Source organism: Flavobacterium sp. 21.1, assembly GCF_057801535.1.
Window position 1 is genome coordinate 492,372 of the sequence record NZ_JBYNXA010000002.1, and the last position, 15,906, is coordinate 508,277.

Genomic DNA, 15,906 nt, shown 5'->3' on the forward strand with positions numbered 1-15,906 from the left:
TATTGTAGTCGCCGGTGTAGCTCAGCTGGCTAGAGCAGCTGATTTGTAATCAGCAGGTCGTGGGTTCGAGTCCCTCCATCGGCTCAAGTTTTTAAGTGACTGTAAGTAAGAAGAGTTGGGGAGATACTCAAGCGGCCAACGAGGGCAGACTGTAAATCTGCTGACTAAGTCTTCGCAGGTTCGAATCCTGCTCTCCCCACAAAATCATCAAAGCAATGCGATGATTGTCGAATTAGGGAATTAGAAATAAGAATTTGATTTTGAAATTCTGAAAACTGGCTCCTGAATGCACAAAAGCCGGTGTAGCTCAGGGGTAGAGTGCTTCCTTGGTAAGGAAGAGGTCACGGGTTCAAATCCCGTCATTGGCTCAATTTTGAATATTTGAACACTAATTATATAACTAAGATTAAATTATTAAATCATGGCAAAAGAAACCTTTGATCGTTCGAAGCCCCATTTAAATATCGGAACTATCGGACACGTAGATCACGGAAAAACAACTTTGACTGCTGCTATTACTAAAGTATTAGCTGATGCTGGTTTATCAGAAGCTAAATCATTCGACCAGATTGATAACGCTCCTGAAGAAAAAGAAAGAGGTATTACTATCAATACTTCTCACGTAGAGTACTCTACAGCTAACCGTCACTACGCTCACGTTGACTGTCCAGGTCACGCGGATTACGTTAAGAACATGGTTACTGGTGCTGCTCAGATGGACGGTGCTATCCTTGTAGTTGCTGCTACAGATGGTCCAATGCCACAAACTCGTGAGCACATCCTTTTAGGACGTCAGGTTGGTGTGCCTAGAATGGTTGTATTCATGAACAAAGTAGACATGGTTGATGACGAAGAGTTATTAGAGCTTGTTGAAATGGAAATCAGAGATTTATTGTCTTTCTATCAGTATGATGGTGATAATGGACCAGTTGTTAAAGGTTCTGCATTAGGAGCTTTAAACGGTGAGCCTCAATGGGTTGCTACAGTAATGGAATTGATGGATGCTGTTGATAACTGGATTGAATTACCAGCTCGTGATGTTGATAAGCCTTTCTTGATGCCAGTTGAGGACGTATTTACAATTACAGGTCGTGGAACTGTTGCTACAGGTCGTATCGAAACTGGAGTTGCTAATACTGGAGATGCTGTTGAAATCATTGGTATGGGTGCTGAGAAATTGACTTCTACAATTACAGGAGTTGAGATGTTCCGTAAAATCCTTGATAGAGGTGAAGCTGGAGATAACGTAGGTTTATTATTACGTGGTATCGATAAAGCTGATATCAAACGTGGTATGGTTATCATTAAGCCAGGATCTGTTAAGCCACACGCTCACTTCAAAGCTGAGGTGTATATCTTGAAAAAAGAAGAAGGTGGACGTCACACTCCATTCCACAACAACTACCGTCCACAGTTCTACGTACGTACAACTGACGTAACAGGTACTATTTCTTTACCTGCAGGAGTTGAGATGGTAATGCCAGGTGATAACTTAACAATTGATGTTCAATTGTTGAGCCCAATCGCTTTATCAGTAGGTTTACGTTTTGCTGTTCGTGAGGGTGGTAGAACTGTAGGTGCTGGTCAGGTAACTGAAATCTTAGACTAATTCATAGTCAATTATAATAAAAACCAGCGGTTCGCTGCTGGTTTTTTAAACAAACGGGCGTAGTTCAAGGGTAGAATAGCGGTCTCCAAAACCGTTGATGGGGGTTCGAATCCCTCCGCCCGTGCAAAAGAAATATATAATGGCAAAGGTTGTTAATTACATATCGGAAGCATTTGAAGAATTAAAATCAAATGTTACTTGGCCGGAATGGGCTGAAGTACAAAAGTTAACTATAATAGTAGCTTTATTTTCTATTTTATTTGCATTAGCAACTTGGGGAGTAGATTCTACTTTTGCTAAAGCATTAGGGTTTTTCTTTAATTGGTTAAAAGCTTAATTTTTTTTTGATATGACTGATAATAATATCAAAAAATGGTATGTAGTTAGAGCGGTTAGCGGACAGGAAAACAAGGTGAAAAACTATATTGAAACGGAAATTAGCCGTTTGGGTATGGCGGATTATATTTCACAGGTATTGGTTCCTACTGAAAAAGTAGTGCAGGTACGTGATGGAAAGAAAATCAGCAAAGACCGTGTTTACTTTCCTGGATACGTTATGATCGAAGCTAACTTAACCGGAGAAATCCCTCACATCATTAAATCGATTACAGGTGTAATTGGTTTCTTGGGTGAAACAAAAGGAGGAGAAGCTGTGCCGTTAAGACAGGCAGAAGTAAACCGAATGTTAGGAAAAGTGGATGAGTTATCTGTTAAGGTAGATCAGGGAGCTATTCCTTATTCTGTTGGTGAAACCGTAAAAGTAATTGACGGGCCTTTCAATGGTTTCAACGGAACTGTTGAGAAAGTGAATGAAGAAAAGCGTAAACTTGAAGTAATGGTGAAGATCTTCGGAAGAAAAACACCATTGGAATTGAGTTTCATGCAAGTTGAAAAAGTATAATATCGTTACATGTATAAATCCACATCAATCGCTTCCAATTGAGAGATGTGCTAAATTTTTTTAAAAATGGCTAAAGAAATTAGTAAAGTAGTTAAACTACAAGTTAAGGGAGGTGCCGCGAATCCTTCGCCACCGGTTGGACCTGCTTTGGGGGCTGCTGGGGTTAATATCATGGAGTTCTGTAAGCAGTTCAATGCTAGAACACAAGATAAACCTGGCAAAGTTTTACCAGTACAGATTACTGTGTATAAAGACAAGTCTTTTGACTTTGTTGTTAAAACGCCACCGGCTGCAATTCAATTATTAGATGCAGCTAAATTAAAGTCTGGTTCAGGGCAACCGAACCGTAAAAAAGTAGCTAACGTTACTTGGGATCAAATTAGAGCTATCGCTGAAGACAAAATGGCTGACTTGAATGCTTTCGAAATCGAAAAAGCAATGAGTATGGTTGCCGGAACAGCTAGATCTATGGGTATAACAGTATCAGGAACAGCTCCTTTTTAATTCTAACAAAGTATTAAGACATGGCAAAATTGACAAAAAAGCAAAAAGAGGCTGCAGCAAAAATTGAGAAGAACAAATTATATTCTTTGAAAGATGCATCTGCATTAATTAAAGAAGTTGCTTCTGCAAAATTTGATGAGTCTGTTGATATCGCAGTAAAATTAGGGGTAGATCCTAGAAAAGCGAATCAAATGGTAAGAGGCGTTGTTACTTTACCTCACGGTACTGGAAAAGATGTTAGAGTATTAGCATTGGTTACTCCGGACAAAGAAGCAGAAGCTAAAGCAGCTGGTGCAGATCACGTAGGTTTAGATGACTATTTACAAAAGATCAAAGACGGTTGGACAGATGTTGATGTAATCATCACTATGCCTGCTGTTATGGGTAAATTAGGTCCTTTAGGACGTGTTTTAGGTCCAAGAGGTTTAATGCCAAACCCTAAAACCGGTACTGTAACTATGGATGTAGCGAAAGCTGTTGAAGAAGTTAAAGCTGGTAAAATCGACTTTAAAGTTGATAAAACAGGTATCGTTCACGCTGGAATCGGAAGAATTTCTTTCGACGCTCAGAAAATCACAGAGAACGCTCACGAAATTATTCAAACATTAATCAAATTAAAACCAACTGCAGCGAAAGGTACTTACATTAAGAGTATCCACATCTCATCTACGATGAGCCCTGCAATTGCTTTAGACCCTAAAGCAGTTTAATTGGTAGTTAAAAATTTTTAGTATGACTAGAGAAGAAAAATCAATCGCGATTGAAGATTTAACTGCACAGTTGGCTGGTAGAAATGTTGTTTATTTAGCGGACATTTCTGGACTTAATGCAGAGACTACTTCAAACTTAAGAAGAGCTTGTTTTAAAGCAGGTATCAAATTAGAGGTTGTTAAGAACACATTACTTGAAAAAGCAATGGAAGCTTCTGAAACTAACTTCGGTGATTTGGCTACAGTTTTAAAAGGAAACACTTCTATATTAATTGCAGATACAGCTAATGCTCCTGCAAAAATTATTAAAGAATTCCGTAAAAAATCGGATAAGCCTTTATTAAAAGGTGCTTACATCATGGAAGAGATCTACATCGGAGATAACTTACTTGATTCATTAGCATCTCTTAAATCGAAAGAAGAGGTTATCGGAGAAATCATCGGATTACTTCAATCACCAGCTCAAAGAGTTATTTCTGCTCTTAAAAACCAATTCAAAGACGAAGAGGGAGCTGAATAAATATTGCACTAATTAATTATTATATTTTACAAATCATTTTAAAAGATAGAAAAAATGGCAGATTTGAAACAATTCGCAGAACAATTAGTTAACTTAACAGTTAAAGAAGTTAACGAGTTAGCAACAATATTAAAAGACGAGTATGGAATCGAGCCGGCTGCTGCTGCTGTAGTAGTTGCTGCAGGTGGAGGTGATGCTGGTGCTGCTGAAGAGCAAACTGAATTCACTGTAGTATTGAAAGATGCTGGAGCTTCTAAATTAGGAGTTGTAAAAGCTGTTAAAGAATTAACAGGTTTAGGACTTAAAGAAGCTAAAGATTTAGTAGATTCTGCTCCAACTAACGTTAAAGAAGGTGTTTCTAAAGACGAAGCTGAAGGTCTTAAGAAAGCATTAGAAGAAGCAGGAGCTGTAGTTGAGCTTAAATAAGCTAAACTAAAAAAATAAGCTAGGTTTAGGCCTTTGGGATTCTTTCCCAAGGCCTAAACCATTTTGCGTATAATAAATTATTGTTACAATTTGTCTTAATAATAGTTTGAAATACGAAAAAAATAGTCAATACGAAGAAAGAAAATGAAATTATAACTTTCTGTTCATTTTCAAAGATGTATCGGTTATTAAGAAGAAAGTAAAATAAAACTGTGTATTTACACAAAATCTACTTTTTTTAATCAAAATTTTGTCCATTGATGTTAGCAAATCAGACTGAAAGATTAAATTTCGCCTCGACGAAAAACATCCCTGATTACCCGGACTTTCTGGATATTCAGGTAAAATCTTTTAAGGATTTTTTCCAATTGGAAACCAAATCCGACGAAAGAGGAAACGAAGGTCTTTATAATACCTTCATGGAAAACTTCCCAATTACTGATACAAGAAATCAGTTCGTATTGGAGTTCCTTGACTACTTTGTTGATCCACCCCGTTATACAATTGAAGAGTGTATAGACAGAGGTTTAACGTACAGTGTGCCATTAAAAGCACGTTTGAAATTATACTGTACTGACCCTGAGCATGAGGATTTCGAAACAATTGTACAGGATGTATATTTAGGTACTATCCCATACATGACACCAAGCGGTACGTTTGTTATCAATGGTGCTGAGCGTGTGGTTGTATCTCAGTTACACCGTTCACCGGGTGTATTCTTCGGACAATCTTTCCATGCAAATGGAACAAAACTATACTCTGCCAGAGTAATCCCTTTTAAAGGTTCTTGGATTGAATTCGCTACCGATATCAACAGCGTAATGTATGCGTATATCGATAGAAAGAAAAAATTACCTGTTACGACTTTATTCCGTGCTATCGGTTTTGAGCGTGATAAAGACATCCTTGAAATCTTTGACCTTGCTGAAGAAATCAAAGTTTCGAAATCAGGTCTTAAAAAATATATTGGTCGTCGATTAGCTGCTCGTGTATTGAATACTTGGCACGAAGATTTCGTGGATGAGGATACAGGAGAGGTTGTGTCAATCGAACGTAACGAAATTATCTTGGATCGTGACACTTTGTTAGATAAAGATAATGTGGAGGAAATTGTAGACGCTAACGTGAAATCGATCTTGTTACACAAGGAAGATAACAACCAGGCGGATTATGCAATCATCCACAATACGTTGCAAAAAGACCCTACAAACTCTGAAAAAGAAGCTGTAGAGCATATCTATCGTCAGTTGCGTAATGCAGAACCGCCTGATGAGGAGACAGCTCGCGGTATCATCGATAAATTGTTCTTCTCTGATCAACGTTATAACTTAGGTGAAGTTGGTCGTTACAGAATGAACAAAAAATTAGGTTTGGATATCCCAATGGAAAAACAGGTTTTGACCAAAGAGGATATCATCACTATCGTGAAGTATTTGATCGAACTTATCAACTCTAAAGCAGAGATTGATGATATCGACCACTTATCAAACCGTCGTGTTAGAACAGTTGGAGAGCAATTGTCGGCACAGTTTGGTGTTGGTCTTGCACGTATGGCAAGAACAATCCGTGAGAGAATGAACGTTCGTGATAACGAGGTGTTCACGCCAATCGATTTGATCAATGCTAAAACATTATCATCGGTTATCAACTCTTTCTTCGGAACCAACCAGTTGTCTCAGTTCATGGATCAAACGAATCCATTAGCAGAGATCACACACAAGAGAAGATTGTCTGCGCTAGGACCTGGAGGTCTTTCGAGAGAGAGAGCCGGATTCGAGGTGCGTGACGTTCACTATACGCATTACGGACGTTTATGTCCGATTGAAACACCAGAGGGACCAAACATCGGTTTGATTTCATCGTTGGGTGTTTACGCGAAAGTAAACGGAATGGGCTTTATCGAGACTCCTTACCGCAAGGTAACTAATGGTAGTGTAGATTTAGTTTCTACTCCTGTTTATTTAAGTGCAGAAGAAGAAGAAGGTAAGTTGATTGCTCAGGCAAACATCGAGATGGACCAGTCTGGTAAGATTACCGCTGAGAATGTTATTGCTCGTGAAGAGGGTGACTTCCCGGTTGTTGAGCCAACAGCGGTTCACTATACCGACGTAGCGCCAAACCAGATCGCTTCGATTTCGGCTTCGTTGATTCCGTTCTTAGAGCATGATGATGCGAACCGTGCGTTGATGGGATCAAACATGATGCGTCAGGCTGTACCATTGTTACGTCCTGAAGCACCGATTGTTGGAACTGGTCTTGAGCGTCAGGTAGCTACCGATTCCCGTGTACTTATCAATGCTGAAGGAGAAGGAGTTGTTGAGTATGTTGATGCAAACATGATCACTATCAAATACGATAGAACTGATGCAGAGCGTGCTGTTAGCTTCGATCCGGATGAGAAAACATATCAGTTAATTAAGTTCAGAAAAACCAACCAGAGTACATCTATCAACTTGAAGCCTATCGTTAGAAAAGGTGACCGAGTTACTAAAGGACAGGTACTTTGTGAAGGTTATGCAACGCAAAACGGAGAGCTTGCTTTAGGTAGAAACCTACAGGTAGCGTTCATGCCTTGGAAAGGGTACAACTTCGAGGATGCGATCGTAATTTCTGAAAAGGTAGTTCGTGATGATATCTTTACTTCAATCCACGTAGACGATTATTCATTAGAAGTTCGTGATACGAAATTGGGTAACGAGGAATTAACGAATGATATTCCAAACGTTTCTGAAGAGGCTACTAAAGACTTGGATGAAAACGGTATGATCAGAATCGGAGCAGAGGTTAAACCTGGCGACATTCTAATCGGAAAAATTACACCAAAAGGAGAATCAGATCCAACTCCGGAAGAGAAATTGTTAAGAGCGATCTTCGGAGATAAAGCGGGTGATGTGAAAGATGCTTCATTAAAAGCTTCTCCATCTTTACACGGTGTTGTTTTAGACAAAAAATTATTCGCGAGAGCGGTAAAAGATAAACGTAAGCGTTCTAAAGATAAAGACGATTTAGCAGTTCTTGAAACGCAGTTTGAAGTGAAATTCAACGAGTTGAAAGATAAGTTAGTTGAGAAACTATTCGAAATCGTTAACGGTAAAACGTCTCAGGGTGTAATGAATGATTTGGGTGAGGAAGTATTGCCAAAAGGTAAGAAATACACGCAAAAAATGCTTTATGCTGTTGAAGACTTTGCTCACTTGACAAAAGGACAGTGGACTACAGATGACGAGTCAAATGCTATGGTAAATGACTTGATCCACAACTATAAAATCAAGTTGAACGATTTACAAGGTGCATTACGTAGAGAGAAATTCACGATTACTGTTGGAGATGAATTACCATCAGGTATCTTGAAATTAGCTAAAGTATACATCGCTAAGAAACGTAAACTGAAAGTGGGAGATAAGATGGCAGGTCGTCACGGTAACAAAGGTATCGTTGCGAAAATCGTTCGTCAGGAAGATATGCCATTCTTAGAAGACGGAACACCGGTAGATATCGTATTGAATCCACTAGGGGTACCATCTCGTATGAACATCGGGCAGATTTACGAAACGGTTCTTGGATGGGCAGGTAAGAAATTAGGAAGAAAGTATGCAACGCCAATCTTTGATGGTGCTACTCTTGACCAAATTAATGAACTGACAGACGAAGCAGGCGTTCCAAGATTCGGTCATACCTATTTGTATGACGGAGGAACTGGAGAGCGTTTCCACCAGCCGGCAACCGTAGGTGTGATCTATATGTTGAAATTAGGACACATGGTTGACGATAAGATGCACGCACGTTCTATCGGTCCATACTCATTGATCACGCAGCAGCCTTTAGGAGGTAAAGCACAGTTCGGAGGTCAGCGTTTTGGAGAGATGGAGGTTTGGGCTCTTGAGGCGTATGGTGCTTCAAGTACTTTGAGAGAAATCTTGACAGTGAAATCGGATGACGTTATCGGTAGAGCTAAAACTTACGAGGCAATCGTGAAAGGTGAAACTATGCCGGAACCAGGATTACCTGAATCATTCAATGTATTGATGCATGAATTGAAAGGTCTTGGATTAGACATCAGATTAGAAGAATAACAAAAAAAAGCAGTTTTCAGTCCCGATTTTTTCGGGGCTGATTACTCATTTATAGAGTTTTTAAGGATTTATACCCGTAACCCGTTCCGATTTTTTATACTAATGCAGGGCATTGTGTAACTAGCACTTCAGGTGAGAGTCTGAAGTTTAGAGAAGTAATTCGAGGTGGCAGCGTAATGATTTGACTCTTTCTTAAGAGTAAATTATAAGTCTAAAATCAATTTTTAATTGCAAATAAATCAATAGTAAAAACTATGATGAATAATAGAAATAAAGATAAAAACACGATCAAGAGATTTAATAAAATTTCAATCGGTTTGGCATCTCCGGAATCTATCTTGGCCGAGTCAAGAGGTGAGGTTCTAAAACCAGAAACAATCAACTATCGTACCCATAAACCAGAGCGTGACGGTCTTTTCTGCGAACGAATTTTCGGTCCTGTAAAAGATTTCGAATGTGCTTGTGGTAAATACAAAAGAATCCGTTACAAAGGAATCGTATGTGACCGATGCGGGGTTGAAGTTACGGAGAAAAAAGTACGTCGTGACCGTGTAGGACACATCAATTTGGTGGTGCCTATTGCTCACATCTGGTATTTCCGTTCACTTCCGAACAAAATTGGTTATATCCTTGGATTACCGTCCAAGAAATTAGATATGATCATTTACTACGAGAGATACGTAGTAATCCAAGCGGGTATCGCTAAAGGTCCGGACGGAGAATCTTTAAATAGATTAGATTTCTTAACAGAGGAGGAGTATTTGAATATTTTGGATACCCTTCCGATGGAGAACCAATATTTAGATGATACAGATCCAAACAAATTCATCGCTAAGATGGGGGCGGAGTGTATCATGGATTTGTTGGCTCGTACGGATTTAGATGCTTTGTCGTATGAATTGCGTCACGCAGCTAATAATGAAACATCTAAACAAAGAAAAACAGAAGCGTTAAAACGTCTTCAGGTAGTAGAGTCTTTCCGTGAAGCAAATACGAACAGAGAGAACCGTCCGGAGTGGATGATCATGAAAGTTATTCCGGTTATCCCACCTGAATTACGTCCGTTAGTGCCACTAGATGGTGGTCGTTTCGCGACTTCGGATTTGAACGACCTTTACCGTCGTGTAATCATCCGTAACAATCGTTTGAAGCGATTAATGGAAATCAAAGCGCCTGAGGTGATCTTGAGAAACGAAAAACGTATGTTACAGGAATCTGTTGACTCGTTATTCGATAATACAAGAAAAGCTTCTGCTGTTAAAACAGAATCAAACAGACCGTTAAAATCACTTTCTGATTCCTTAAAAGGTAAGCAAGGTCGTTTCCGTCAGAACTTATTAGGTAAACGTGTGGATTATTCTGCGCGTTCGGTAATCGTCGTTGGACCGGAAATGAAATTGTTCGAGTGTGGTCTTCCAAAAGATATGGCTGCTGAACTGTACAAACCATTCGTTATTCGTAAGTTAATCGAAAGAGGAATCGTTAAGACAGTTAAGTCGGCTAAGAAAATCATCGACAAAAAAGAGCCGGTAGTATGGGATATCCTTGAAAACGTAATCAAAGGTCACCCGGTATTACTAAACCGTGCTCCTACTTTGCACCGTTTGGGTATCCAGGCGTTCCAGCCAAAATTGATCGAAGGAAAAGCGATTCAATTACACCCGTTAGTGTGTACGGCGTTCAACGCGGATTTCGACGGTGACCAGATGGCGGTTCACTTACCATTAGGTCCTGAGGCTATTTTAGAAGCGCAATTGTTAATGTTGGCTTCTCACAATATCCTTAACCCTGCCAATGGTGCGCCGATCACGGTACCTTCTCAGGACATGGTTCTTGGTCTTTATTATATGACCAAAGAACGTTTGTCTACACCTGAGCACAAGATTTTAGGGGAAGGTTTAACTTTCTATTCTGCAGAAGAGTGTAATATCGCTTTGAATGAAGGAAGAGTTGAGTTGAATGCCCGTGTTAAAATCAGAGCAAAAGACTTCAACGAAGAAGGTGAGTTGGTATACAAAATCATCCAGACTACTGCGGGTAGAGTATTGTTTAATGAAGTAGTACCTGAGGCTGCGGGATATATCAATGAGGTATTGACCAAAAAATCGTTGCGTGATATTATCGGACACATTTTAAGTGCTACTGATGTACCTACAACGGCTGCCTTCTTGGATAACATGAAGGATATGGGATACAAATTCGCTTTCAAAGGTGGTTTGTCATTCTCATTAGGAGATATCCGTATTCCGGAACAAAAACAACAATTGATTGCAGACGCCAGAGAACAAGTTTCTGGTATCTCAATGAACTATAACATGGGTCTTATTACCAATAACGAACGTTACAACCAGGTTATTGATATTTGGACTTCAGCGAATGCTCAGCTTACCGAGTTAGCAATGAAAAACATTAGAGAAGACCAACAAGGTTTCAACTCGGTGTATATGATGCTTGACTCAGGGGCGAGGGGTTCGAAAGAGCAGATTCGTCAGTTAACCGGTATGCGTGGTTTGATGGCTAAGCCTAAAAAATCAACTGCTGGTGGTGGTGAAATTATTGAAAACCCGATTTTATCGAACTTTAAAGAAGGTCTTTCGATCTTAGAATACTTCATCTCTACGCACGGTGCTCGTAAGGGTCTTGCGGATACGGCCCTTAAAACGGCGGATGCGGGTTACTTGACTCGTCGTCTACATGACGTATCTCAGGATGTTATTGTAAACTCTGTAGACTGTGGTACTTTAAGAGGTGTTGAAGTTTCTGCTTTAAAGAAAAACGAAGAGATTGTAGAATCTTTAGGAGAAAGAATCTTAGGGCGTGTTGCTTTACAGGATGTGATTAATCCGTTAAATGGTGAAATTCTTGTTCATGCAGGAGAACAGATCACAGAAGCAATTATGAAAAATATCGACGCTTCTCCGGTGGAGAAAGTGGATGTTCGTTCACCGCTTACTTGTGAGGCTCCGAAAGGAATCTGTGCTAAATGTTACGGTCGTAACCTGGCAACAGGTAAGATGACGCAAAGAGGTGAAGCAGTTGGAGTTATTGCAGCGCAATCCATTGGTGAGCCGGGTACACAGTTAACACTTCGTACGTTCCACGTTGGAGGGGTTGCTGGAGGTATCTCTGAAGAGTCAAGCATCATCACTCGTTTTGCTGGTAGATTGGAAATCGAAGATCTTAAAACGGTTAAAGGAGAAGATAACGAAGGAAACGCAGTGGATATCGTAATCTCCCGTTCAACTGAATTGAAATTGGTTGATGAGAAAACAGGAATCCTGTTAAATACACATAACATTCCTTATGGATCAAGCATCTTTGTTAAAGATGGTCAGGTCGTAAGCAAAGGAGATGTGATCTGTAAATGGGACCCTTATAATGGTGTAATCATCTCTGAATTTACAGGAAAAGTTGCTTACGAAGATATCGAACAAGGACAAACGTTCATGGTTGAGATCGATGAGCAGACAGGTTTCCAGGAAAAAGTAATTACAGAGGGTAGAAATAAAAAATTAATCCCTACTTTATTAATCTATGGTAAAGACGGTGAACTTATCCGTTCATACAACTTACCGGTAGGAGCTCACTTAATGGTTAACGACGGTGAGAAGATTAAAGCAGGTAAAGTATTGGTGAAAATCCCGCGTCGTTCTTCGAAAGCAGGTGATATTACCGGAGGTCTTCCTAGAATTACCGAGTTGTTAGAGGCTCGTAATCCTTCAAATCCTGCGGTAGTTTCTGAAATCGATGGTGTAGTTTCTTTTGGAAAAATCAAAAGAGGTAACCGTGAGATTATCATCGAATCTAAATTCGGTGAGATTAAGAAATACTTGGTAAAATTGTCAAGTCAGATCTTAGTTCAGGAAAATGACTTCGTAAGAGCAGGTGTGCCATTGTCTGACGGAGCAATCACTCCGGATGATATCTTAAGAATCAAAGGACCTGCTGCTGTTCAACAGTACTTGGTAAATGAGATTCAGGAGGTATACCGTTTACAAGGGGTAAAAATCAATGACAAGCACTTTGAGGTTGTAATTCGTCAAATGATGCGTAAAGTACAGATCCAGGATCCGGGAGATACTCTATTCTTAGAAGATCAATTGGTTCACACGTCTGACTTCATCATCGAAAATGACAAGTTATACGGAATGAAAGTGGTAGAAGATGCAGGTGACTCTGAGAGTTTAAAAGCAGGTCAGATTGTTTCTCCTCGCGAGTTAAGAGATGAAAATTCGTTGTTAAAGCGTAATGACAGAAATGTAGTAGTGGCAAGAGATGTAGTTCCGGCAACGGCAACTCCGGTTCTTCAGGGTATTACAAGAGCTTCGTTACAGACTAAATCATTTATCTCTGCGGCATCGTTCCAGGAAACAACAAAAGTATTGAATGAAGCTGCTGTTGCAGGTAAAGTTGACGGATTGGAAGGATTGAAAGAAAATGTTATCGTTGGTCACAGAATCCCTGCTGGTACAGGTATGAGAGATTACGACAATATTATCGTCGGTTCTAAAGAGGAGTTTAACGAACTTATGGCAGTTAAAGAAGAATTTAATTACTAAGAATTAAATTTCTCACTATATTTATAAATCCTAACAGTGTAATACTGTTAGGATTTTTTTATTTTAGCGTAATAATTAAAAAGTACAACAATGAGTGATAAGAACAATCCACAAGGACAAATCAACATAGAATTAGATGAGCAAACGGCTGAAGGAACTTATTCCAACCTGGCTATCATAAATCATTCGAATACCGAATTTGTAATCGATTTTGTAAGTATAATGCCTGGTGTGCCAAAAGCTAAAGTGAAATCGAGAATTGTCCTAACACCGCAACATGCTAAAAGACTTTTAATGGCTTTGGGTGAAAATATCCACCGTTTTGAAACTGCGCATGGCGAGATAAAGGAAGCGGAACAAACCCCGATCCCCTTTAATTTTGGACCGACAGGACAAGCATAATGGATGTCTTTCCCAGTTAAGATTTTAAGATTTCCTTAAAGAAAAAACAACCCCCAAAATACTGCTCAATGAATCTACCTTACTCCAGACAAAGGCTGAAGTACAGTTTTGTGCTTATGCTTATGATTGTGTTTTCAGCAAATGCCCAGGTTTCTTTTTCAACAAATTTGTCAGGCACTACTTCTGAAATTTGCGCCGGATCGTATAAGAAATTATCGGTCAGTGTATTAAAAGGAACGTGTGCCGCCTTTTTAGGTGATGTTAATTCAGTAACCTTCGATTGGGAAATCGAGTCCGCTCCGGGAATCTGGGTTTCCAAAGATAGTTATAGTATCCCGGGAGTGACCTATAGTATTGAAAAAAGAATCAATTCAGGAGGAACTGTTATTACGAATATTCTAACCGTAAACACAACAAGTGCAACGCCTGAAACCGTTTTGAAATACCGCGTTTCGACTCGTGGTTCCGGAGGTTGTCCGGCCATATTATCTGCCAAAGAATTAGTTGCTGTTAAGTACTACAGATGGGTAGGAACTGTTGATGGTGCTTGGGAAAACCCCTCTAATTGGAGTTGTGGTAAACTGCCTCCTTCCACAAGTGTAGTGATCATTCCACCGGCGACTAATCCAGCGGTGGTTTCTTCGGCCGTGACAGTCAGAGAGATTATTGTAGAAGATGGAGGTAGTCTTTCTGTTAATTCGGGAAATAACTTTACGGTAAATGGTCCTGTTACAGTGCAGGGAACAGGTAATTTTGAATTGCAGAACAACGCAAACCTCATGCAATCTTCTTATATCGGTCCTAATTCCGGAAAAATTAAGGTTGGTCGTAACAGCTCGGCATTAGTTCGTTTGGATTATACGATGTGGTCGTCACCGGTAAGTGGACAAAATTTGCTTGCCTTTTCGCCAGCAACTTTAACCAATCGTTTTTATACCTATAATTCAGATACGAATCTTTACAATGTGATAACGCCTTCTTCAAATGATTTTCAAATCGGGAAGGGTTATCTAATACGCACATCTAATGTACATCCGACAACTCCAACAGTTTGGAACGGAGTTTTTACCGGTGTGCCCAACAATGGTGATGTTCCGTTAACCATGTACAACGCAGGAGTAGGGAAACGCTTTAATGCAATTGGAAATCCATACCCTTCTCCCATAAAAATGAGTTCTTTCGTTACATCCAATATCGGAAAAATGACCGGAACCATTTATTTTTGGAGAAAGAGTAACAGTACAACAACGGAGCCGGGATATTGTACCTGGACCTCTGCCGGTTTTGTCAGCAATGGGGAAGCTCAGGTTTTTAATCCCAACGGTATTATCCGAACAGGACAGGGTTTCTTCGTAGAGATGGCCAATGCTGAAACCAGCATTGTTTTTAATAATTCGATGCGAATTGCCAATAATGCAGATCAGTTTTTCAGAACTAGTGAGGAGGATCAATCCGAAGAAGGAATAGTTGCAGGAGACAAAATAAAATTGAATATAAAAAGCTCTGATGGCTACAAAAATCAAATGCTGTTAGGTTATTTTGATGGGGCAACAAAAGGAGTTGATTTTGGTTATGACGGCAAAAAGATGGAAAGCTATCCTATAGCGTTGGTAACCGACATCGATAATGAAGAGTTTTTGATCCAAGGCCGTCCTTCCTTTGAAAAATCAGATGTGGTTGCTCTGAAATTCAAAACAGAATCAGCAGGTGAATTCGAAATTGCCATAGAAGAACTTGAAGGTGTTTTTTCAAAAGACCAAGACGTTTTTCTAAGAGATAAATTTTTGAATAAAGTCCATGATCTTAAATTTTCAGGATACCGATTTGCTTCTGATTCCGGAACCCATGCAGACCGTTTTGAACTGTTCTTTGATGTGAAAAAAAAAGAACTGAATTCGTCTCATGAAGAAAATCAGCTTATTGTTTATAAGGAAAGAAATCAGTTGGTAATCAAATCGGATAAATTAATAAGCAATGTTCAGGTTTTTGATATAAAGGGACGATTGTTGGCCGAAGTTGATAATTTAGGCAAGGCAGATCATAATTTATATTTGACGGCCAAAAACGAAGTGTTATTAGTTAGGGTAACCACTCAGGACGGAACCATTTTAAATAGAAAAATTATTTTTTAAGATATAAGCCCCTTCTTCTGAAGGGGTTTTTTATTGTGAGCTATGAACGTATCTTTGCGGTCTAAAGTAG

11 protein-coding genes and 4 tRNA genes are annotated in these 15,906 nt (G+C 39.5%); all 15 read left to right on the plus strand.

Translation table 11 applies throughout. From position 1 onward, the window contains the following. The first annotated feature begins 10 nt into the window (after positions 1 to 10). Positions 11 to 84 (plus strand) — tRNA-Thr (locus AC3E9U_RS05545). A gap of 33 nt (positions 85 to 117) precedes the next feature. Further along, positions 118 to 199, plus strand: a tRNA-Tyr gene (locus tag AC3E9U_RS05550). Between the two features lie 97 nt (positions 200 to 296). After that, a tRNA-Thr gene (locus tag AC3E9U_RS05555) sits at positions 297 to 368 on the plus strand. Positions 369 to 421: 53 nt separating this feature from the next. Continuing rightward, positions 422 to 1,609 carry an elongation factor Tu gene (gene tuf, locus AC3E9U_RS05560; protein ID WP_488745912.1) on the plus strand — a complete coding sequence of 396 codons (1,188 nt, stop codon included), beginning with the start codon at positions 422 to 424 and terminating at the stop codon, positions 1,607 to 1,609. 53 nt (positions 1,610 to 1,662) lie between these two features. Then, positions 1,663 to 1,733, plus strand: a tRNA-Trp gene (locus tag AC3E9U_RS05565). Positions 1,734 to 1,748: 15 nt separating this feature from the next. After that, positions 1,749 to 1,946 carry a preprotein translocase subunit SecE gene (gene secE, locus AC3E9U_RS05570; RefSeq protein WP_488745913.1) on the plus strand — a complete coding sequence of 66 codons (198 nt, stop codon included), beginning with the start codon at positions 1,749 to 1,751 and terminating at the stop codon, positions 1,944 to 1,946. A gap of 12 nt (positions 1,947 to 1,958) precedes the next feature. Further along, a complete protein-coding gene (gene nusG, locus AC3E9U_RS05575) occupies positions 1,959 to 2,510 on the plus strand; it encodes a transcription termination/antitermination protein NusG (protein ID WP_488745914.1) in 552 nt (183 codons plus the stop codon). A 66-nt stretch (positions 2,511 to 2,576) separates the two neighbouring features. After that, on the plus strand, positions 2,577 to 3,014 hold the full coding sequence (gene rplK, locus AC3E9U_RS05580; protein WP_325201873.1) for a 50S ribosomal protein L11: 438 nt from the start codon (positions 2,577 to 2,579) through the stop codon (positions 3,012 to 3,014). 20 nt (positions 3,015 to 3,034) lie between these two features. Beyond that, positions 3,035 to 3,724, plus strand: a complete 690-nt coding sequence (rplA, locus tag AC3E9U_RS05585) for a 50S ribosomal protein L1 (protein ID WP_325201874.1) — start codon at positions 3,035 to 3,037, stop codon at positions 3,722 to 3,724. 22 nt (positions 3,725 to 3,746) lie between these two features. Further along, positions 3,747 to 4,244: a 50S ribosomal protein L10 gene (gene rplJ, locus AC3E9U_RS05590; RefSeq protein WP_488745915.1), complete on the plus strand. Its 498-nt coding sequence runs from the start codon at positions 3,747 to 3,749 to the stop codon at positions 4,242 to 4,244. A 54-nt stretch (positions 4,245 to 4,298) separates the two neighbouring features. Next, positions 4,299 to 4,670 carry a 50S ribosomal protein L7/L12 gene (gene rplL / locus AC3E9U_RS05595; RefSeq protein WP_488745916.1) on the plus strand — a complete coding sequence of 124 codons (372 nt, stop codon included), beginning with the start codon at positions 4,299 to 4,301 and terminating at the stop codon, positions 4,668 to 4,670. Positions 4,671 to 4,930: 260 nt separating this feature from the next. After that, complete coding sequence (gene rpoB / locus AC3E9U_RS05600; protein WP_488745917.1) at positions 4,931 to 8,743, plus strand: DNA-directed RNA polymerase subunit beta; 3,813 nt, start codon at positions 4,931 to 4,933, stop codon at positions 8,741 to 8,743. Positions 8,744 to 8,997: 254 nt separating this feature from the next. Then, on the plus strand, positions 8,998 to 13,302 hold the full coding sequence (rpoC, locus tag AC3E9U_RS05605; RefSeq protein ID WP_488745918.1) for a DNA-directed RNA polymerase subunit beta': 4,305 nt from the start codon (positions 8,998 to 9,000) through the stop codon (positions 13,300 to 13,302). A gap of 90 nt (positions 13,303 to 13,392) precedes the next feature. Further along, a complete protein-coding gene (locus AC3E9U_RS05610; RefSeq protein ID WP_488745919.1) occupies positions 13,393 to 13,704 on the plus strand; it encodes a DUF3467 domain-containing protein in 312 nt (103 codons plus the stop codon). A gap of 68 nt (positions 13,705 to 13,772) precedes the next feature. After that, complete coding sequence (locus AC3E9U_RS05615; RefSeq protein ID WP_488745920.1) at positions 13,773 to 15,836, plus strand: DUF8693 domain-containing protein; 2,064 nt, start codon at positions 13,773 to 13,775, stop codon at positions 15,834 to 15,836. Positions 15,837 to 15,906 lie beyond the last annotated feature (70 nt).